The sequence below is a fragment of the Pedobacter sp. 05T44 genome, assembly GCF_056395985.1.
The window spans coordinates 12,348-34,310 of record NZ_JBFTKO010000011.1 but is presented as its reverse complement, the minus strand read 5'-3'; the positions used below and the strand labels follow the sequence as shown (position 1 = coordinate 34,310).

Genomic DNA, 21,963 nt, shown 5'->3' with positions numbered 1-21,963 from the left:
CATGCAGGATTTTCATTAAGCATATACTACTTCAAATCCTCCATACATCGCCATTTCGGCGGAATGATTAATTGTGAGCTTCAATTTCATTCTTTCAATTAGCTCCTTGGCAAAAGTAATGCTTCGGTGCAGGTCACTATTTCCTCTGATTTCAATCCCTCTGGTCAACATTTTAAATTTATTAGGTTCAAATTTTTCTATGAACTTTTGAAGGTCTGTTTTGGTCTCTGTTTTTCGCATAAATCTTACGTTTAAATGTATTCTAAAAGCCAAAATGATCGAAATTGTTTGGTGCATTTTTTAAACATTCTTTATGTTTTACACATTCTGGACCGCGGTATCTCAGTAATCAACTGATAACCAAGAATAAGTATCAAAAATATTTTTATTCTGACGTGAAAATACAAAAAGAGCTTTAATGACAAAATAAGCTCAGAAACTGACAACATCAAGATAGAATAATGATATAAAAAGTGGCTTATTTGTCTTACCAAATATAAGAACGGCTAAAATGAGAATGATTATTTACCTAATCGTACTAAGTAGTACCCTGTTTCAAAATTATTCAAATAAAGCGAGGGTAATAGGCAGAAATGCATTCAAAATAACTCCTCAAAAGGCTAAGATTCTATTTCTGGGTAATGAATTACGCATTGCAATTTAATTAACCTTTAAATCTATAAATCTCTAACCAAAAAAATCATGCACAGAAAACTACTTAAGGTATTCCATGGAATTGGAATCCAGGCTAAGGGTATACGTTGGTACCCTGAACCAAAATTAAAATTTCTATTGGCAATGATGGCCCTTTTTACATCGGCAAATGCCTTCTCTCAAATCATGATATCTGGTAAGGTCACCGATGATGAAAATAAACCTTTAGTTTCCGTAACGGTCACTTTAAAAGGGGGCAATTCGGGTACCCAGACCGACGCTAATGGAAATTATACTATAAATGCGCCGACACCAAGTTMAATACTTATTTTTCGATACATTGGATTTAAAAATCAGGAATTCACGGTAAACGATCGCAAAGTTATTAATGTCCGTATGGTTGCTGCTGGTGGAGAAGACCTGGATGAAGTTGTTGTTGTTGCTTATGGTACACAAAAGAAAGCAACTGTGTCTGGAGCGATCAGCACGTTACAGGCTTCAGATATTGTCCGATCGCCTTCTGTAGCCGCTACAAGTGCTTTGGCGGGTAAAATTCCTGGTGTAACCGCACGTACCACAGATGCCCGACCGGGAAATGGGGCCAATTTACAGATCAGAAACCTCGGAAACCCCTTGTATGTTATAGATGGAGTAGCATATAGCACCAGTAATGGTAGCGATGGGTTTGGCTTTAATACAGGTATTTCTGGGGTTAATGCATTTAACCAGCTAGGAATAGATGATATTGAGAGCATAACGGTGCTTAAAGATGCCTCTGCTTCTATATATGGTTTGGCGGCGGGAAATGGTGTGGTATTGGTAACGACTAAAAAGGGAAGAAGAGGTGATAAGCCTTCCTTCGGACTTTCCAGCTATTATGGTTTTCAAAATTTCTCCCGTTATCCATATCCTGGAAATGCAGGACAATACGTAAGAGGCCGTTTAGAATCTGAACAAAATCTTGGCCGTAATCCGGCAGACCTCTATTCTCCACAAGAATTGGCCAAATGGGAAGCAGGAACAGAACCCGGCTATCAAAATAACGATTATTATGCTTTTATTGTAAGGGACAACGTTCCGCAACAATTTATAACAGCAAATGCTTCAGGCGGCTCTGATAAATCCACCTATTATTTATCCCTGGGTCATATTAATCAGGAAGCTGCACTTAAAGATTTCAATTTTAACCGCACAAACCTTCAGGCTAATATTTCCAGTACTGTCTTAAAAGGTTTTACCGTTGGTGCCCAAATTAGTGGCAGGATAGAAAACAGGCATAATGTAGGGGTTCCGGGATTGGACGATTACTTTAACCCTTTACTTAGTATTGGCAGTATGTGGCCTACAGAAACCGCCTATGCTAACAACAACCCTTTGTATATTAACCAAACGCACAATGTAAACGTTAACCCGGCAACTTATTCAAAGGATATAACCGGTTATATTGACAACATTACCCGAGGAGCCGGTGCGAAATTAAATGCACAGTACGAATTTGGTTTTGGCTTAACTGCAAAGGCATTGTATTCATATGATTATAGTAATGAAGACTTTGATGGGTTTGAATATACCTATCCTGCATATATTTATGATGCGGCTACTGATACCTACAATGACAGAGCCCCAAATGGTGCATTATATGGCAACCAAAACCCATGGAGAGAAAGGCATAAAAGAAATATCGTAGCCACGTTTGCACAGTTTCAATTAAACTATACCAAGCAAATAAAAGATCATTCCATAGCGGCTTTAGTTGCTTTTGAACGCAAAGATGCTACTAATGATTACCTGGCATTACACTCTGTTCCGCCAAACAATATTATTCCTACACAGGTATTTGCTGATTTGGATTACATAGGTGATTCACATTATGAAGAGGCTTTTGAAGGATATGCCATGAGGTTAAATTACGATTATAAGAAAAAATACCTTATTGAAGCCGTTGGCAGATATGATGGTTCATTTCTTTATCGTTCTGGCAGTCGTTTCGGATTTTTTCCTGGCGTGTCTGTAGGCTGGCGTATTTCGGAAGAAGGTTTTTTTAAGAAGATCTTTTCTAAAAGCATTAATGACTTAAAATTCAGAGCCTCTTATGGCGAAACCGGAACATCTTTACAAGATGGTGGTGGTAATTATTATTCGCCAAATCCTTTTGCGTATTTGGGCGGGTATAATGTTAATGCCGGAAATGCTGTATTTGATGGTACGTTTTATAATGGTGTAGCACCAAGAGGATTGCCTACTACCGTTATTTCATGGTTAACCAATAAAACATCGAACGTAGGTGTGGACTTTACCATATTCAAACATTTCACAGGACAGTTTGATCTATTCAGGCGTAAACGTTCTGGCTTTCCTGCGCCACGCTATGATGTAGTATTGCCAAACGAGGTAGGGTATAGTTTGCCACCAGAAAATTTAAATTCAGATGTTACACAGGGATTTGATGGTTTAATTACCTATAGTAGCTCAATTGGTAAGGTGGATTTTTCAATCGGCGGTAATGCAACATTCGGCAGAACTAAAGATGATTATATATACAAACCACGTTTTGGAAATTCTTACGATCAGTACAGAAATGATAGAACTGGCCGTTGGCAAAATGTGAACTGGGGCCATCATATTTTAGGAAGGTTCCAATCTGAACAACAAATTAATGACTACCCGGTTAACATAGACGGACAAGGTAACAGAACGCTTTTACCCGGTGATTTAATTTATGAGGATTTAAATGGTGATGGAATTATCAACGCCATGGACATAAAACCAATTGGGTATGCAGAAGGGGCTTTGCCTTATTTTAATTACGGCATAAATGGCCGGGTTACCTGGAAAGGTATTTCACTTGCATTTGATCTGATGGGCGCGGGGATGCAGACCTACTTTAGAGATTGGGAATTGAAATTTCCATTTCAAAATAATGGAAACTCACCTGCTTATATGCTAACAGATCGCTGGCACAGAGCAGATCCATATAACCCTAATAGTCAATGGATCCCAGGAACATATCCTGCATTAAGGAAGGACAACACTGGACTATCTGTGTTTACCAGTCCGCTTAGTGGCAATAACCGAAATGATTTCTGGACGACCAATATTCGTTATCTGAGGCTGAAAAACCTGGAATTGGGTTATTCTTTCTCAAAAACCCTATTGCAAAAGGTAAATATCTCCGCCTTAAGAATCTATGTTAATGGCTCAAATCTGTTTTCTTTCGACAATGTAAAGGAATATGAAATTGATCCTGAGATTTCAGCGGGTAATGGATTGGTTTATCCTCAACAAAAGATCTATACACTAGGGCTTAATTTAACACTATAGCATCATGAAAAACATATCAAAATATATAATATTCAGCTTAGTTCTCCTGCTAAGTTTTAGCTCCTGTAAAAAGAATTTCTTGGAAAGGGAGCCAACTACGATTGTCACTGACGATCAATTATGGAAAGATCCAAAACTAATAATAGGACTACTTGCAAATTATTATAACCGGATTCCTACTGACATGGGTTTAACCGATCAGGCAGGTTCACAATGGAGAAATATGGCTGATTATGATGATGCTATGTGGTCGGGATTTTCCAATGAAGAGGGACGGAATAATATTGTGAGCTACGACAGAGGCCGTTGGAGGCTATACGATTATGGCTTTGTTCGAGATCTAAATCTAGCTATAGAGAATGTAGATAAATTTGGTGCTGCAACGCTTAGTGAGGTTCAAAGAACCCAATTGAAAGCAGAATTCAGATTTATCAGAGCTTATCTTTATTTCGAAATGGTAAAAAGGATGGGAGGGGTACCATTAATTACCACTCAATTAATCTACAATTTTGAAGGAGATCCTACCTACCTGCAACAACCCCGTGCAAAAGAAGCAGAAGTATATGATTTCATTGCTTCTGAGCTTGATGCAGTTAAAAATGATATCGCTAATGATGGCAGTAAAGGGAGGGCAAATAAATACACATGCATGGCACTGAAAAGCAGAGCCATGTTATATGCTGGCTCAATTGCCAAATATAATGCCTTGCTAACCCCAACTATAACTACAACCGGAGGAGAGGTGGGTATACCAGCATCCAGAGCTGATGAATACTTTCAAAAATCATTAGAAGCTTCTAAGGAAGTCATAGCAGGTCCATATGCCTTATACACAAGCAACCCGAATCTGGGCGAGAACTTTTATGAAGCTGTTGTAAAGAAAACAAATAATCCAGAGGTGATCTTTGTACGTGATTTCCTGACAACTAAAGCTAAAAAACACGGATTTACGTACGATAACATTGCCCGGGGCATACGAGAAGACAACTTAAGTTCGTCCAACATTACGCCTTCATTAAATCTGGTGGAAAATTATGAATATCTCGATGGGTCCGAGGGGAAACTTAAAACCAGAAATGCCGGCAACACTGATTATATCTATTATGATCATACCACCGATATATTTGCCGGTAAAGATGCAAGGCTATATGGAACAATAATTTTCCCCGGCGCACCATTTAAAGGTTTAACAGTTGATATGCAGGCTGGCGTTATGGTATGGAATGCTGCAACAAATTCATATCAAACAGTTGAAGGCCCTGATCTTGGAACAAACTATACAGATAACAAACCACTAATAGCTGCTTCTGGCCCTCATCGGTCTATACAAGAGGTATCAAACACAGGCTTCTATCTTCGCAAGTATATAGATGCAAATGGCGGAGCCTCTACAAGGGGGATTCAAAGTGACGTTTGGTGGGTATGGTTCCGTTTAGGAGAGATATATCTGAATGCGTCTGAAGCCGCATTTGAACTCGGACAAACAAACGATGCCTTAACCTATGCAAATTTAATTCGGCAGCGTGCTGGTTTCGGTGCAAATAGCCTGACAAGCGCAACCTTAACCATTAGTAAAATCAGAAATGAGCGTAGAAACGAATTGGCGTTTGAGGATCATCGTTTATGGGATTTAAAGCGCTGGAGACAGGCAGATAAAGTTTGGACCGGTAATTCAGATAGTCCTGATGCAGTAGTATCAGCCTTATATCCATACCGCGTAATTCGTCCTGGAGATGCAGCCCGCGATGGGAAATATATATTTGTTAAAATGACAGCTCCCAGATTTAGATCGCCAAGGTTTTTTCAAATTTTTAATTACTACTCATCTTTTGATCAGAATGTAATAAACAACAATCCTAAAATTGTTCAAAATCCATTTAATTAATCAGGTTATGAAAATGAAAGCATATATATATTCATTGTTGTTTATCCTTGCAGCAGGGATTGCAGGATGTAAGAAAGATAATTACACCGCACCAAAATCATTACTTACAGGTAGGGTGGTGTATGAAGGTCAGGCCATTGGCGTCAGATCAAATGGCGTACAGCTGGAATTATGGCAACACGGCTATGATTTCTTTACAAAAATTCCAGTTTATGTTGCACAAGATGGTACTTTTTCTGCCTTACTTTTTGATGGCAATTATAAATTAACCAGATTAAGAGGAGTAGGGCCATGGATTAACAATACGGATTCAATTGATGTTAAAGTAAGCGGCAATACAATTGTTGATGTTCCTGTAACGCCTTATACATTTGTTAAAACCGTTTCATATCAGAGAGCTGGTACAACGGTAACAGCTACAGTAAATTTACAAACTGTAAACACTACGAATTTGCTCGAATCGGTCAAATTATATGTCTTCAAAACAGCCCTTATTGATGATGCTAATMAAAGTGCTGTTACTACAATTGCTGCTTCGGCTATTCCAAATATTAATCAGCCACTTACAATGAATATTGTGATTCCGGCTTCATTATCAATTGCTGATGCGGTATATGTTCGGGTAGGTGTAAAAACAGCAGGAGTTGGGGAACTTGCCTATTCAATGGCAGAAAAAATCCAGCTTAAATAATTATAATTAGTAAAAAGTAGCGTCCTAATACGTCGCTACTTTTTACTTCAACTTTATGTTATGACAATGTCTTGTGATGACTTCCCTTTTGTACTAATTTCTTATAATCTTCCAGAAGTGAAATGTATTTTTCCATCCAGTAATAAACAGAATCTGAGTGATTTAACGAAGATTCATCTTTGTAAACAGAGAACCCGCCCAAATCCATATAGTCACTTTGAAAATCGGCTGAAAAATCATGATTAATGGCTTTTCCTATCTCGATGATTACATCGGTATGCAACTTTCGTTGTTTAAACCAGTTATATAGCGTCCTTCTATTAACGTGCATACGTCTGGAAAGGTCACTAATGTTTACATTTTGTCTCCGTACTGCGAGTTCAATAATTTCTCCTGCATTATGTTCCATAACATCGTTTTTAGATAAGTCAGACTAAACGCTAGGGACGTTTTAATGGAAGGAGCCTAAATGTTTTGGGAAACGGGTTGAGATAGTTAGAGCGGCAATATGAAAGAATTAGGCATCTTTGAATCAAAAGTATCGAATGAACAGACACGCAGGCAACCTGTTGATTGTCAAAAACTCCCTTTTGATGTTCAAATTTCCACAACAGTAATTAGGATTATTTGTTTTATGTGGACAATCTAAACATTCCTATCTCAAAGTTGTTAACCAGAAAGTTAAAGATTAAAATACATGCATTATGAAATCTATTTGGAAAGGCGCTATTGGGTTTGGCTTGGTTAATATCCCTGTTAAGCTATACTCGGCCGTACAGAACAGCAATCTTGATTTCGATATGCTGGATGAAAGAGATCATGCCAGGATAAAATATAAACGAGTTAATGAAAATACCGGTAAAGAAGTTCCTTATGAAAAAATAGTAAAGGGGTATCAGCTTGATGAAAAATATATTGTACTTAATGACAAAGATTTTGAGGAGGCTAGTCCGGAAAAGACCAAGGTCGTTGAGCTGGAGCGTTTTGTTGATATCAGTGAAATCAATCCCATTTATTACGAAACCTCATACTATACACAGCCTGAAAACCAGGGAAAAAAAGCATATGCCTTACTTCTACGTGCACTTGTTAAATCAAAAAAGGTAGGAGTAGCCCGTTTCGTATTCAGAAATACGGAGAACCTATGCGTTATCCATCCCATGGATGAGGTACTGGTTATTACTAAAATCCGGTTCGAGGAAGAAATTAGAAGCACAACAGAAGTTAAGCTTAAGGGAGAAAAAACGATAAGCAGCAAAGAGTTGGAGATTGGTATGGCTTTAATAGCTCAATATAGTGGTGACTTTGACATCAGTTCATTTAAGGATGAACATCGGGTTGAACTTTTAGCTATTATAAAAGCAAAAGCTAAGGGAAAACAACCTATTATTAAGAAAATGCAGCCTAAAACAGCTAGTAGCGATGATCTTTACAGCCAATTAATGGAAAGCCTTACTAAGAAAAAAAGAGCCTAGTTAATAATAAGTTATGGAGGAAACTAAAAAAGTAATTAAGGAAAACGGACTGGTATACATTATTGATACCATGCCCGGAATTTATAGAAAAGGGAAGTCGGGTAAATTTTATTATGAAGATAAGGACGGCAACAGAATTACAGATGAAAATCAATTACAACGAATAAAATCACTTGTTTTACCTCCAGCCTGGACATCAGTTTGGATAAGTCCTAAATCTAATGGTTATTTGCAGGCTACGGGTATTGATGCAGCTAATAGGAAACAATATAGGTATCATAGTAAATGGACCAAAAGACGATCTGAACATAAGTATTTTAGGCTGCTGGAATTTGGCAAAGCATTGCCTGAAGCCAGGAAAAAGATTAAAAGAGATTTAAAACGTAAGCACCTCGATGAACAAAAAGTGCTTGCTATTTGTGTTGATCTATTACAAAAGACATTATTGAGAGTGGGTGGAAAAAGTTATATGCAGAAATATGGCAGTTTCGGTTTAAGTACCCTGAAAGATAAGCACGTTAAAATTAAAGGGAACTCATTACATTTAAGTTTTGTAGGCAAGAAAGGGGTAAGGCATACAATGGCTTTAACAGACCGGCATTTATCAAGGCTTGTAAAAAAGTGCAGAGATATCCCCGGACAGGAACTTTTTCAATTTTATACTGACGATGGGATGCGTAGAAGTATTGAGTCGGGCCAAATCAATCAATACATTAAAGAAATTACTGGCAATGATTTTACTGCCAAGGATTTTAGGACCTGGGGCGGAACTTTGGAAGCGTTGAGGCAGTTTGCAACTTGTCTGAAAACTCAGGAGGGTTGTTCTAAAGCGAAAACTGAAATACAAGTTTTAGATTCTGTTGCTAAAAAATTGGGAAACACCAGAGCTGTTTGCAAAAGTTCATATGTATATCCTTTACTTCTGGAAGCACATAAAAATGATGCACTTCATAAGTGGTTAAAGCGGGTAAGCATATTAGCTAATCCAACAAATAAGCTATTGGAAAAGGATKAGAAAGTTTTATTGTCTTTCCTTAAATATTCAAAAGAACAGAATTAGCTGAAATAAGCAAAACATCAGGCAACCATTTACAAATAGTTGCGTATTAGATAGTGAAGCGATGATGACAGGACAAATTCCAAACGCTCATCAAACTTATCGCCCTCTGCTGTACTGTCAATCGGAGTAATTAATTAATCATTTAAATTACTTACTATGAAAACTTATTCTGTAAAATTCTTTTCTGCCATACTTGCTATGGCAGTCATCCTGCTGGTTCTTTATTCAGGGTGTAAAAAGAAAAGCAACGGACCTGATGTTACCTACAGAACTTATACAGCTATGGTCCAGTTAAATGGCTCTAATGAAGTTCCGGTAGTTACAACAACTGGAACAGGCACGGCAAACATCACTTATAATGAACAGTCCAAAACGATTGCTTATACCATTACATGGCAGCTTGGATCTGCTGCTGCAACAACGACAGGAATGCACTTTCACGGTGCAGAAAATGGATCAAACTTAACCAGTTCACCAATTGTAATTGAAATACCTGGCTTTACCACTGCCAGCTCAGGTACTCTTACAGGAACTACCAGAGTATTGAACGCTGCAGAGATCAGTCAGCTTTTATCAGGAAAATGGTATGTTAATATCCATAGTTCTGATTTTACAAGTGGCGAGATAAGAGGCAACATTGTTCTGGTTGCCGCAAGTACGGGCAATGGAGGAAACAATGGCGGTGGAGGTGGATACTAAAAAAAGAAACTGCCCGGAGCATAATCAGGGCAGTTTCTTTTTTAAAATTGAAGAACTTTCCCTAATTCATATCAGGCATCTATCCCATCAGACAGCTGCCCTGAATATGTTCCTTAAGATATAGCACTGTTACGATAGCATGTTATGGGTTGAATCCTTTCTAACCAACCGTTTATAATCCTCAAGTAAGGCTATGTATTTTTCCATCCAATAATAGACGGAATCAGGATGTTCAGAATTAGAGTCCTTTTTAAAAGACCTTAGATCCTCATTATGATTTAATTGTTTTAATTCTCCTTCAAAATCACTTGAAAAGTCATAATTGATAGCCTTACCTATTTCTAAAATTACATCTGTATGCAATTTCTTTTGTCTAAACCAATTATACAAGGTCCTTCTGTTTACATTTAAGCGCTTGGATAATTCGCTAATATTCACATTTTGTCGTCGAACAGCTAGTTCAACGATTTCTCCTGCGTTATGTTCCATAACTTTAGTCGTTTTAGATAATATTTGGTTGAACGTTAGGGACGTTTCAATATAATAGCATATGGTATTTTAAGGGTTAATAAAATCGAAGAATTAGAATTAATCGGAGCAGCGTCATGAAATTTTAGGCATCTTCTAATCAAAGATATTTAACAAAAAGAAATATATAGACCTGCTAGTAGTCAAAAAAACACTTTTAGTGTTCATGTAATCCTTATAAATGATTATAAATAACTATTTCATCATCAATTAAATATGATCAATTTTATTATATGAGTTAATTATTATCTCTACCATCAAAAATATATCCCTAATATACTATGCTATGGAAAATGTACTAAAAAGCAACTGGTATATCGTTTATACCTTTCCAAATCTCGAAAAGAAAATCTATAACGAACTTACCAAAAAGAAGATAAAAGCTTATTTGCCTTTACAAAATGTAATAAGGCAATGGAGCGATCGTAAAAAAGAAATAAAAGTGCCTATGTTTCCAAATTATGTTTTTATTAATTCAACAGAAAGGGAGCGCTTCAAACTATTAAAAATAGGAGGGGTATTAAAATTTATAACTTTTGAAGGTAAACCGGCAATGGTATCTGAGGATGAAATATCCAACATAATGAAGTTCGAAACAATGGTTTTTGAAATAGAGTCCAATCTTGTTAGTGGTGATGAAGTGATTATTGTTGACGGGCCTTTCACCGGCTTACAGGGGAAATTATTTTTTAAAAGGGGTAAGGAGCGTCTTGGCGTTCACTTAAGTTCCATAAACCAATCACTTTCAATTGAAGTTTGTTCAACTAGTTTAAGGAAGGTGATCAATAAAAATAGTTATAACTAACTATTGATGTTGGTTCACAAAGGGACTAGCTTTATGAGTATATAAATTAAATGATTTTCAGAATTTACTTAATTTATTATCAGGGTGTTATTGTGACAAACCTCTAGCGAAGCTTTACAATTTACACTGGTTAGCCTGCAAAACTTCTTTAATATGCTTCCTCTGGTTTCTTGTGTAATGCCAACCTTTAACAGGAGATATTTTATTCCGCACGCTATTAAATATTTCCACAGGCAAGAGTACCAAAATAAAGAGCTAATTATAATTGATGACGGTTCTGATTGTATCCGGGACTTGGTTCCAGAGGTTGATAATATAAAATACATAAGACTTGATCATCAAATATCTTTGGGTGCAAAACTTAATATAGCTTGTAAGCATGCCTCGGGGAGCATAATAGTTAATTGGGACGATGATGATTGGTATGCTAACTATCGGATAAAATATCAGGTAGAGGAGTTGAAAGAGCGTAATGCTGATATTTGTGGGATAAATAATTTACTTTATTACGACCTGCTAAAAAAAGAAGCCTTTCAATATAGATATCCTCCAGATCAGCGTAAATGGTTGCTGGGAAGTTCGCTTTGTTATCAGCGATCTTACTGGGAAAAAAATCAGTATAAAGATATAAATGTAGGTGTTKATKGCTTATTTGTTTGGGCTGCCTCACCCGAAAAAGTAACCGCACTTACAGATTCAAAGATGTCTGTCCACATGATACATGATCAGAACATTAGCCTGAAAAAAACTTCAGGCGATTGGTGGCACCCATACCCGGTAATGGATATAGAGCGGATAATGAACTTTGATTTAAAATATTATCCTAAACATGCTCAAACTGCTTCAGATAAATGGAATTTAAAGAATGTTAGAAAACAGTTAAAGAATGTTTATGCTTGCCTGGTGCATGAAAGCTTAGATTGTGTAATTGATATGGTTCGCAATCTACATTTTCAAGACCCTTCCTCAAGTATCGTTATTTTTAACAGTAACGCCGATCTTAAATTAAACTCCTGCTCATTTCCTTTTGAAGAATTTGGAGCTGTAGTAAACCCCACTGTTATACCGGTAGCACATGGCTACCTGCACAATTTTGCGCTTGAATGTATGCAATTTGCACTCGATAATTTTTCTTTTGACATTTTAACTATTGTAGATTCCGATCAATTAAGTCTACAGCCAGCATATTCTACTTTCATGTGGGATTTCTTTTCGCAAAAAAGCAATATCGGACTTTTATCTAACCGACCTGAGCATATAACTGTAAACAATACTGACGTTTTTACCTCCATTCAGGCATTTAAAGAATATGATTTATGGAAACCACTGCTTAAAACTTTTAAAGATGGTGAAAGCAAATTTGTTCACTGGTCTTTTTGGCCCTCAACTGTATTCACTTACGATGCCGTAAAGGATCTGGTTAAGCTCTTCAAAACGAACAATATTCTTCAAAATATAATGAAGCATACAAAAATATGGGCGACAGAAGAGATCATATTGCCAACTATGGTGAGTTTGCTTGGCTATGATATTGAATTGAATCCCTGTTGCCATGACTTTGTTAAATACAAAAAAGCATATACAACACAAGAATTAGACTGTGCTTTTAATGATCCCAATGCGTTTTGGGTACATCCAATAAATCGTAATTACGACGATACGCTTAGGAAATATACCCGTAGGCATTTAAATAACTACATACAAAAACCCGAAGAAACACATAAAGAAGACGATAAACAGTCATTGTTTTTACCTGTCCAAGTTTTAAATGAAATTAAACAAATTGATGGGTGGTTAAGTGAAGGAGAAGCCGAATTGTTAATTGCTTTTGGACTAAAAGCATGCACTCAATTCCCAAATGGACATTTAGTTGAAGTTGGCAGCTATCACGGCAAAGCAACAATTCTGCTTGGAAAGCTGGCTAAGTCGGTATCAGATGGGATAAAAGTTTATTCAATTGATCCGCACAATGGAATATTAGGTTCTACAGATCAGGGATTGCAACAGTTTGAACCATCTTTAGCTCATTTCAAAAAAAATATTGAAAGAGCCAATTTATCTGAAACAGTGATGTCAATAGTTGATGAATCCAAAAATGTAAAATGGAATCACCCAATATCATTATTGTTATTAGATGGCTTACATGATTATTTAAATATTTCTAATGACTTCAGACAGTTTGCATCCTGGATAGAAATTGGAGGTTACCTCGCGTTCCATGACTTTGCTGATTACTTCCCCGACGTAATTGCATTTGCAAATGAACTTATTTCAAAAAAGAATTACCAGAAAATCCAGCTAACAGATTCCCTACTGGTTTTAAAGAAATTGAATTAAAGCATTACAGCAAAGATGGCTAATCTTAAAAAGAAAAACTTACCAGTATGGCTATATTGGGAAGGCGACCTTCCGGAATGGATTCGGGCATGCCAGAAAACAGTATTTGCACATGTAGAAAATGTACAACTGCTAACCCCTGAACGCTTTAATGAATTGCGGGATTCTGACCTCGACATCAAACTTAATGATTTATATGTAGCTCATCGGGCAGATTTTATACGGGCATTTTTGCTTAAAAAATTTGGTGGGCTATGGATTGATTCTGATTGTGTTGTTATCAAATCAATCCAGCCCTTGATGGATATTTTGAATATGTATGAGTTTATGGGGTACCGGGAACGTTCTGGAGAGGTTACAAATAATTTTATGGGAGCATCATTGAACAGTAATATTGCCTCTGGTTATTATAATCGTGTTTGCCAAATTTTACGGTCCGGACAACCAATAGAGTGGCTAACAATTGGCTCACAAGCCTTAACAGCAACCTTAAATGAGGGCAAAACCTCATGGTATGAATTAAAGGTTGAACAGATCCAGCCTATTTGCTGGAGCAATCCGGCGGCATTTTTTCAAAAGGCTAGTGATGACGTGCATCAACAAATGCTCAATCCCAATTCCTATTGTTATATGGTTTCTGCTAACATGGTTAGGGGTTATTTAGAGGAAAATCAATACCCGAATATTCTTGATGAGGATACTTTTTTTAGCTACTTATTAAGAACGTCAGAGACCAATAAGAAGACCAAATCAACCTTTGCTTAATAGATAAATGATGAATGATCTTTTAAATATTGTTTACAGGAAAGATACTGATGATGATCGTTGGGTTATTCCTGAAGTTATTAACCAGGACATGTACTGTATTAAAAGCCGATTTGCGCACATTGAACCTTTAACTCAAAGTTATGTGATTGATTGTGGTGCTCATATTGGTGCATTTTCGATAATGTGTGCCAGGCATCTAAAAAACGTTGATGTKATTTCCTTTGAACCAAACCCCGATAGCTTCTGGTATTTAAATGAAAACGCTAAAAGGTTTGGAAAAATAAAGGCATTGAACAAGGCAGTTTCAGTAACCAACGGGACATTAAATCTTTATTCACCAGATCAAAGTGATTGGAGTGGGCGATGGACGTCGATACCAAATTCCAATGACTTTTTATCTGTTGAATCTGTTGGGTTATTTTCTTTCATCAACGAACTTGACAGGGACGTTTTCATACTGAAGTTAGATATTGAAGGTTACGAAGAATTTCTAATTGAGGCATCAAAAGAAGAGGATCTAAGAAAGATACATGCGATTATTATTGAAACACATACAGATAATTTTAATCATCAGAAGTTAAAAGACTACGGGTATAATTTACTATTTAATCCGGATATCTCTGCCGCAAGGCAGTTTGTTTATTCAAAGAATTAAGATTACACTTTATTTAAACACATGTTACGCACAGCACTTGAATTTTTATCAGATGAGCTCAACGCTTATCTTAAACGCAAGGACGCCACAAACTTCGGAAATGAAGATATTGTAATGATCTCTTCACTGATGACTCCTGATGGAACATTTGCTGTTGTATCAGACGGCGGTGAGGTATCTAAAATAATTTTAACGCTGGTAAACCTGGAGGAAGATCGCGTTTCTGATGCTCAATACAACTATCGGAAAACAGATGACAAGATTCAAATAATTAATCCCCCGGTTAACCTGAATGTATTTGTTATTTTTTCTGTCTTTGCTAATAACTACTCTACCGCATTAAGACTACTATCTTACGTAATTTCATTCTTTCAAGGCAATCAGGTCTTTGATAGCGATAAGTATCCTGGGATCAATGCAAAAGTTGATAACGACAAACCATGGCAAAAGGTGGGTCGTTTGCTGGTCAATTTACATCCCATCACTTTTGAACAACAAAATAACCTTTGGGCAGCACTTGGTGCAAAGTACATGCCTAACGTAATTTATAAAATCCGAACCATGAGTTTCATTGATCTTGAACCTAAAATGGAAGCACCTCCAATTACAGAAGTTACCATTAGCGACAATTAAGTTAACCTCCAATCTTTTTGTAATGATAAAAATAAAATATAAAGCACTTTTTTCAGTGGAGTTTCCCCATACATTTTACAGTTCGGGTAAATGTCCTGATATAGCTTTGCAGCCATCTGAAGACTGTAACGTTCTTATGAAATCACTGGGATTACGTTTTCTGCCAAGTGATTTCGGCGGAAAATTATATGCAAAAGTGAATAGTCTGGATGTAATTAGAAATCCTTTAACAGAGGGAACAAAATTTACTTTTCTACTCAAGCTGAAAAACAGTTTCTTTGAAAACATCACCGATCTAAATACCAGTAAGCCAGCTAGCAGCCGTTATTATTTCAATAACCTGAGTTCAAATCTATTAGCGGGCGAGCCACTGCTTGTTGCAAACAAAACCAAGAAAACCGTGTCTGAGGCAGATTTAATTCCCTTTGTAAGTAATGCCTTTTCTTTTGCACATAACAGTAACCTTGCAACTCAAACCGGAAAACTAGAATTTATAGACAGCGGAGAGAGTTTACAGCAGCTATTGGATAACTCCAATAACGTATATAATTTTTCTTTTGATCTTAATAAATCAACAGGAGGCCGGACGCGCTTTTTAATTGAAGGAACCGAGAAGGCATCTTTTTATTCAATCAATCCCCATGAAATTTCTGATGTATTTGGAGTAATCGAAATTTTTTATAAAAGCAATTTGAGTTCAGCCTATCAATTTCAAAATAATGATCATTCGATCAGCACAAAAAAATATAAAATTCCGTTTACAAATCGCTCAACAAAATGGAGATATATCATTACCAAACAATTTAACTCGTCGATAACAACAATAAATGTAGCTAAAACGAATGGTTCATCAATAGATTTTACATTGCTGGGAAGCTCACCACCAGGGAAATTTATTTTTACGTCCAACAATGTATTACCACTTAAACAAGATCCAATTGCGGGGATTAAATTGACAGACAGTACAAATAAAGTGATTATAGCCAATTTACCAAATCCTCCTTTAAATCTCATAAGAACAGAAGGTTCTGATACTTTCTCAGATATTTTAATCACAATCTAATTAAAAACCTACCAACATGGCAGATGTATTTAAAACCCCCGGGGTCTATATACGTGAGATCCCAACGTTTCCACCTTCCGTAGCTGAAGTGGAAACTGCTATTCCTGCATTCATCGGTTATACTGAGAAAGCAACTTTTAACGGTAAAGATCTTACGCTGTTACCCCAGCGAATTAGTTCATTGCTAGAATATGAACAATTGTTTGGTCTGGCCCAGAAGGAAACAGCATTTACTGTAACCATTACAGACACTACCAATAGTGATTCTTCAGTTGCAAGAACAATCTCAATTGATAAGGCAGCCGCAACGAGTTCAAGGTTCAAACTATACTATGGGCTGCAGATGTATTTCGCCAATGGAGGAGGTCCGTGTTACATAGTGTCAGTCGGCCAATATCCTTCTTCAGCTCCTTCTGATACTGACATTGCATCACAAAAACTGCAAGATGGTTTAGCTGCAATAGCGAAAGTTGATGAGCCTACCTTACTGCTTTTCCCGGATGGGCCTTCTTTAGATTCATCAAGCTATTATTCACTGATTAATCAGGCACTAAATCAATGTTTTCTGCTTCAGGACAGATTTACCATTATTGATGTAATACAACAAAAGGGCACGCCTAACGACATTAACAGCTCAGCGGATGATTTTAGAAATGCTGCAACCCTGGGTAGCAACCTGGATTTGATAAAATATGGAGCTGCTTATTTCCCTTATCTGGAAACTATATTAAACTATCGATTTGAAGACAATGACGTAAACGTAATTTACAAAACAGTTGTTGGAGGAGTAACAACCACCCAAACTGTCGAAACTCCTGCTAGTGATCCGGGAAATATTAGTCTGGCAAGTATTCTAAATCCGCTGTCTACTTTAAAAGAATCAATAAAAACAGGTCTGAATCTTCAGAAACCTCCTGCAACCGTACCAACATCACCTGTTACCCCACCAGCAGTTACTGGCAATACGGAGCTATATAATGTTATCAAGCTCCAGCTTCAAAAAATAACGATTGTTATGCCACCTTCATCAGCAGTTGCAGGTATTTATGCTGCTGTTGATAGTTCAAGAGGTGTTTGGAAAGCACCTGCCAATGTCTCACTATCTTATGTAAATGCGGCATCGTTAAAAATTTCTCATCAGGATCAAATGTCATTAAATGTAGATCCAACTTCAGGTAAATCAATAAATGCGATAAGGTATTTTACGGGTAAGGGAGTGATGGTATGGGGAGCCAGGACACTGGCCGGAAATGACAATGAATGGCGTTATGTCCCAGTGCGTAGGTTCTTCATTTTTGCAGAAGAATCTATCAAAAAAGGAACCGAATGGGTTGTTTTTGAGCCAAACGACGCCAATACCTGGGTGAGGGTAAGGGCCATGATCGAAAACTTCCTGATTAAACAATGGAGGGCAGGAGCGCTTGCAGGTGCTAAACCGGAACACGCATTCTTTGTTAGGGTTGGTTTAGGTGTAACTATGACCGCGCTTGACATATTGGAGGGCAGAATGAATATTGAAATTGGCATGGCAGTAGTACGTCCGGCAGAGTTTATCATTCTCAAATTCTCTCATAAACTTCAGGAATCTTAATTAATCAGCTTTAAAAGCTCATCTAAAACAAAATAAAATGGCAACTTATCCACTACCAAAGTTTCATTTCCAGGTTGACTGGGGCGGAACCAAAATTGGCTTTACGGAAGTAAGCGGATTAAATATCGAAAACAAACTGATTGAATATCGTGACGGAGCATCGCCAGAATTCAGTAAAATTAAAATGCCCGGTATGAGGGAATTTAGCAACATCACACTAAAACGAGGGGTTTTTGCTGCAGATAATGAGTTCTATCAATGGTTAAATACCATAAGCCTTAATACTGTTGAAAGGCGGGATGTAGTTATAAAACTACTTAATGAAAATCATGAACCTGTAGTAACCTGGAAAATTAAGAACGCCTTTCCAATTAAAATACAAAGTACAGATCTAAAGGCTGACGGAAGTGAAGTTGCTATTGAACAACTTGACCTGGCCCATGAAGGGCTTACTATACAAAATGGTGATTAACCTATAATATTATGAGTTTAATCAGTGGTATCATTGATGGATTAATCTATCCACCTGTTGGCTTTCATTTTCTTGTTGTATTTGAAATGTTCCCGCAAACGCCTCAGGATGTGCGTTTCCAAAGTGTAAGCGGATTAAGTGCAAGTATTACAACAGAAACTGTGGCCGAAGGCGGGGAGAACAGGTTTAAACACCAGTTTCCCGGCGTTCCTCAGTACAACAAACTGGTACTGAAACGCGGATTGTTTCTAGGGTCTTTTGTAAGTCACTGGTGTCGGGACAGTATCGAAAATTTTAATTTTCAGCCCAAAAACATCCTTGTGAGTTTATTGAACGACAGTCACATTCCGCTAAACGTATGGCATGTTTTTAATGCCTACCCAACTAAAATTGACGTCTCCGAATTCAATGCAGAGCAAAATACAATGGTAGTAGAAACATTAGAGTTAACCTACCAGTATTTTAAACCTATGGGGCTCGATGATTTGTTAATGGGGGCTGTAGGCGCCGTTGGGGGCGCAATAAGCGGAGGTGTCTCTGGATCTGTAAGTTTTTAGATTATGCCGATTATAATAAACGAAATCGAAATCGCTGTATCTGTGTCTGATGATGCTTCTTCTTCAGGGGCTCATCAGGGCAGCAATACTCCTTCAAAAGAAGACATCATTAAAGAATGCGTAGAGCAGGTTATGGAAATCCTTAAACAAAAAAATGAACGGTGACCATGGGAATTCTTGATGCCTTAAATCCCTTTAAGCCTGCTGATAAGCTTAAAATTGAGTCATGGGAGAAAATTGATCGGGCAGGAGACTCGGAGAAAACATTTTCTACTTTTATTAATCCTGATGAAATTACGMTTAATTACACTGTTTTATCAGAGCAGAATCCTGCAAGTGGAGCAACAGGTAATGCAGGGCCATTTCTTGGCACTACACCATTTGAAGTTACATTAAAGTTTTTTTTAGATGGTACAAATGCCACAGGAGTTCCATTGGATGTTAAGGATAAGATTATTGAATTTTATCAAACTACAGGGTATGATGGTAAAGGGCATAGGACTAGATTTCTTCGTATAAATTGGCCAGGTTTAATTTGGTACAGGGCCAACCAGTTTGCATTTGATTGTATCTTAAAAACAGCAAATATCCAATACAAACTATTTAATAACGGAGGCAAACCACTTCGGGCAATTATTACAGCAACTTTCATTGAAAAAAGAGCCAAGGAGCAAATTGAAGCCGAAGAAGATAAAAAATCCGCAGACCTTACCCATATCCGAATTGTAAAAGAGGGGGATACATTACCAGCAATGGTTCATAAAATTTACGGCAATTTTAAATATTATCTGGAAATAGCAAAGGTTAATAATTTGAAAAATTTCAGGGATTTGATACCCGGACAGAAATTGGTTTTTCCACCTTTTGATAAGAATGTAAAATCGTAAGGCAATGGCTGAAGAAAGAATGATTCCTGAAGTTGAGTCGGTTGCTGAATTCAAACTCAAAATAAACGGCGAAGATGTACCTCAATCGGTAGCTAAGCAATCTGTTTTTGTTACCAAGGTGGTCAATAAGATATCTTCTGCCATTTTAGTTTTTCAGGATGGAGATGCTTCTGACGGGATATTTCCATTAACTGATGGAGATTTATTCAGCCCAGGCAACGAAATAGAAATTGAAGCAGGGGATTCAGACACTACTGTAAATATATTCAAAGGAATTATAATTAAACAATCACTCAAGATAAGAACGGGTATGGCACCGTTGCTTACAGTAGAATGTAGGCACAAAGCAATAAAAACAACGATCGGTCGTAAGAATGCCTATTTTCATGATCTCCCTGATTCGGATATTATCACCCAGATTTTAGAAGATGCGGGTTTTACGGATATCAACGTTGAATCTACCGATGTAACTTACAAAGAAATGGTTCAATACAATTCTACTGATTGGGACTTCATTTTAAGCAGGGCAGAAGCAAATGGTAATATCATATTGACAAACGACGAAAACATCGTTATTAAAAAACCCACGGTTACCGGCGAGGCCATTCTCTCGCTTTTACATGGAGCAACAATTATAGAACTCGATGCAGAGATGGATAGCAGAAATCAATATACTTCAGTAATTGGTAAAGCATGGGATATGGCCAACCAGGAAATAGCTGAATCCACAGCCAACGACCCTTCTGATTTAGAAGAGCAGGGGAGCTTTACAACAACAGAGTTAGCTTCAGTTGCCAGCCCCGCTGAAATATCGCTAAACCATTCGGGTTCAATAGATCCACAGGAAACTCAAGCCTGGGCCGATGCAGAGTTGTTGAAATCCAGATTATCGAAAATAAGAGGCAAAGTGAAATTTCAAGGTATTGCTAACATTAATCCGGGCGATGTGGTGGAATTGAATGGGCTAGGCCAACGATTTAATGGAAAGGCTTTTGTAAGCGGTGTAAGACACGATTATACCCTGTCAAACGGATGGAAAACACATGTTCAGTTTGGTCATAGTCCTGATTCGTTTATGGAAGAAAACCATATTGTTGCACCAAAAGCCGGCGGATTATTACCAGGCGTAATTGGGTTACATACCGGCATTGTTACCGATAATGAGGACCCTGATGGAGAACAACGTGTTAGGGTAAAAATGCCTTATATTAATGCGAATGATGATGGAGTATGGGCAAGGATAGCCCTAACAGATGCGGGAAATGAAAGAGGAATGTTCTTCAGACCAGAGCTTGACGATGAAGTGCTTCTTGGTTTTTTGTACGATGACCCTCGTCAGCCTGTTATTTTGGGCATGCTTCACAGTTCCAATAAAGTTCCACCGATACAACCTTCAAATGACAACCATAAAAAGGGTTACACTTCCCGCGAAAAATTGAAATTGACTTTTGATGATGACATCAAAGAAATTAAAATTGAAACCCCTGGAGAAAACAAAGTATTCATTAGCGATGATAAACAAGGCTTTAGTGTTGAAGATCAGAGTGGAAATAAAATCATTACTGAGCCTTCGGCTATTACAGTAAAAGATGCCAACGGTAATGAAATAAATATAGATATCAATGGAGGACTGATAAAAGTACATGGAAATACAAAAGTAGTGGTGGATGCCCCTCAGATAGAACTTGTTGACGGTGCTTCTCATCCACTTGTATTTGGAGATGAATTACTTACTTACCTAAACCAAATTGTAAACATATACGCTACACATATGCACCCTGGTGAGACCGCGCTGGGATTACCTGTGAGTCCTGCACCACCCGTTCCTCCAATGCCACCAGCTACACCAAGTCTATTATCAGTAAAAGTTAAAACAGGATAA

At 37.4% G+C, this 21,963-nt stretch carries 21 protein-coding genes; 18 read left to right on the top strand and 3 right to left on the bottom strand.

The window, feature by feature from the left end; translation table 11 throughout:
- Window positions 1-15 precede the first annotated feature (15 nt).
- Entirely contained in the window at window positions 16-240 is a 225-nt protein-coding gene (locus AC1DDK_RS16915; protein WP_337716199.1) for a hypothetical protein, read from the bottom strand.
- A gap of 462 nt (window positions 241-702) precedes the next feature.
- Here AC1DDK_RS16915 and AC1DDK_RS16910 point away from each other — a divergent pair, with 462 nt between their 5' ends.
- The 3 genes from AC1DDK_RS16910 to AC1DDK_RS16900 are packed head-to-tail and all read left to right on the top strand — an operon-like array spanning window position 703 to window position 6,551.
- Window positions 703-3,975, top strand: a complete 3,273-nt coding sequence (locus AC1DDK_RS16910; RefSeq protein WP_477633979.1) for a SusC/RagA family TonB-linked outer membrane protein — start codon at window positions 703-705, stop codon at window positions 3,973-3,975.
- 4 nt (window positions 3,976-3,979) lie between these two features.
- Window positions 3,980-5,860, top strand: coding sequence for a RagB/SusD family nutrient uptake outer membrane protein (locus AC1DDK_RS16905; RefSeq protein WP_172662882.1), 1,881 nt, complete (start codon window positions 3,980-3,982; stop codon window positions 5,858-5,860).
- 13 nt (window positions 5,861-5,873) lie between these two features.
- The gene (locus AC1DDK_RS16900) at window positions 5,874-6,551 is read left to right on the top strand and encodes a DUF3823 domain-containing protein (protein WP_477633978.1); all 678 of its coding nucleotides are present in this window, start codon (window positions 5,874-5,876) and stop codon (window positions 6,549-6,551) included.
- Window positions 6,552-6,609: 58 nt separating this feature from the next.
- On the opposite strand, the gene AC1DDK_RS16895 is transcribed toward AC1DDK_RS16900, so the two are convergent.
- The gene (locus AC1DDK_RS16895; protein ID WP_172662884.1) at window positions 6,610-6,960 is read right to left on the bottom strand and encodes a helix-turn-helix transcriptional regulator; all 351 of its coding nucleotides are present in this window, start codon (window positions 6,958-6,960) and stop codon (window positions 6,610-6,612) included.
- 295 nt (window positions 6,961-7,255) lie between these two features.
- Here AC1DDK_RS16895 and ku point away from each other — a divergent pair, with 295 nt between their 5' ends.
- From ku to AC1DDK_RS16880, 3 genes are all read left to right on the top strand, one after another.
- A complete protein-coding gene (gene ku / locus AC1DDK_RS16890) occupies window positions 7,256-8,026 on the top strand; it encodes a non-homologous end joining protein Ku (RefSeq protein ID WP_172662885.1) in 771 nt (256 codons plus the stop codon).
- Between the two features lie 13 nt (window positions 8,027-8,039).
- A complete protein-coding gene (locus tag AC1DDK_RS16885; RefSeq protein WP_477633977.1) occupies window positions 8,040-9,086 on the top strand; it encodes a DNA topoisomerase IB in 1,047 nt (348 codons plus the stop codon).
- Between the two features lie 156 nt (window positions 9,087-9,242).
- A complete protein-coding gene (locus tag AC1DDK_RS16880) occupies window positions 9,243-9,785 on the top strand; it encodes a CHRD domain-containing protein (protein ID WP_337716200.1) in 543 nt (180 codons plus the stop codon).
- Window positions 9,786-9,914: 129 nt separating this feature from the next.
- Here AC1DDK_RS16880 and AC1DDK_RS16875 read toward each other — a convergent pair whose 3' ends face one another.
- Entirely contained in the window at window positions 9,915-10,274 is a 360-nt protein-coding gene (locus AC1DDK_RS16875; protein ID WP_172662888.1) for a hypothetical protein, read from the bottom strand.
- 325 nt (window positions 10,275-10,599) lie between these two features.
- Here AC1DDK_RS16875 and AC1DDK_RS16870 point away from each other — a divergent pair, with 325 nt between their 5' ends.
- The 12 genes from AC1DDK_RS16870 to vgrG all read left to right on the top strand — a co-directional run bounded on the left by AC1DDK_RS16870 (window position 10,600) and on the right by vgrG (window position 21,963).
- A complete protein-coding gene (locus AC1DDK_RS16870; RefSeq protein ID WP_172662889.1) occupies window positions 10,600-11,118 on the top strand; it encodes a UpxY family transcription antiterminator in 519 nt (172 codons plus the stop codon).
- Window positions 11,119-11,271: 153 nt separating this feature from the next.
- Entirely contained in the window at window positions 11,272-13,455 is a 2,184-nt protein-coding gene (locus tag AC1DDK_RS16865; protein ID WP_477633976.1) for a glycosyltransferase, read from the top strand.
- Window positions 13,456-13,470: 15 nt separating this feature from the next.
- Window positions 13,471-14,220 (top strand): capsular polysaccharide synthesis protein, encoded by a 750-nt coding sequence (locus tag AC1DDK_RS16860; RefSeq protein WP_288879311.1) that lies wholly within the window; start codon window positions 13,471-13,473, stop codon window positions 14,218-14,220.
- Window positions 14,221-14,227: 7 nt separating this feature from the next.
- Entirely contained in the window at window positions 14,228-14,878 is a 651-nt protein-coding gene (locus AC1DDK_RS16855; protein ID WP_337716202.1) for an FkbM family methyltransferase, read from the top strand.
- A 21-nt stretch (window positions 14,879-14,899) separates the two neighbouring features.
- The gene (locus AC1DDK_RS16850) at window positions 14,900-15,511 is read left to right on the top strand and encodes a Pvc16 family protein (protein ID WP_337716204.1); all 612 of its coding nucleotides are present in this window, start codon (window positions 14,900-14,902) and stop codon (window positions 15,509-15,511) included.
- 22 nt (window positions 15,512-15,533) lie between these two features.
- A complete protein-coding gene (locus tag AC1DDK_RS16845; RefSeq protein ID WP_337716206.1) occupies window positions 15,534-16,574 on the top strand; it encodes a hypothetical protein in 1,041 nt (346 codons plus the stop codon).
- A gap of 16 nt (window positions 16,575-16,590) precedes the next feature.
- Complete coding sequence (locus tag AC1DDK_RS16840; RefSeq protein ID WP_172662895.1) at window positions 16,591-18,165, top strand: phage tail sheath family protein; 1,575 nt, start codon at window positions 16,591-16,593, stop codon at window positions 18,163-18,165.
- A 37-nt stretch (window positions 18,166-18,202) separates the two neighbouring features.
- Window positions 18,203-18,637, top strand: a complete 435-nt coding sequence (locus AC1DDK_RS16835; RefSeq protein ID WP_048905512.1) for a phage tail protein — start codon at window positions 18,203-18,205, stop codon at window positions 18,635-18,637.
- A gap of 11 nt (window positions 18,638-18,648) precedes the next feature.
- Entirely contained in the window at window positions 18,649-19,194 is a 546-nt protein-coding gene (locus tag AC1DDK_RS16830; RefSeq protein WP_172662896.1) for a phage tail protein, read from the top strand.
- A gap of 3 nt (window positions 19,195-19,197) precedes the next feature.
- Window positions 19,198-19,359 (top strand): DUF5908 family protein, encoded by a 162-nt coding sequence (locus tag AC1DDK_RS16825; RefSeq protein WP_172662897.1) that lies wholly within the window; start codon window positions 19,198-19,200, stop codon window positions 19,357-19,359.
- A gap of 2 nt (window positions 19,360-19,361) precedes the next feature.
- Window positions 19,362-20,081: a CIS tube protein gene (locus AC1DDK_RS16820; protein WP_477633975.1), complete on the top strand. Its 720-nt coding sequence runs from the start codon at window positions 19,362-19,364 to the stop codon at window positions 20,079-20,081.
- A gap of 4 nt (window positions 20,082-20,085) precedes the next feature.
- Window positions 20,086-21,963, top strand: a complete 1,878-nt coding sequence (vgrG, locus tag AC1DDK_RS16815; RefSeq protein WP_172662899.1) for a type VI secretion system tip protein VgrG — start codon at window positions 20,086-20,088, stop codon at window positions 21,961-21,963.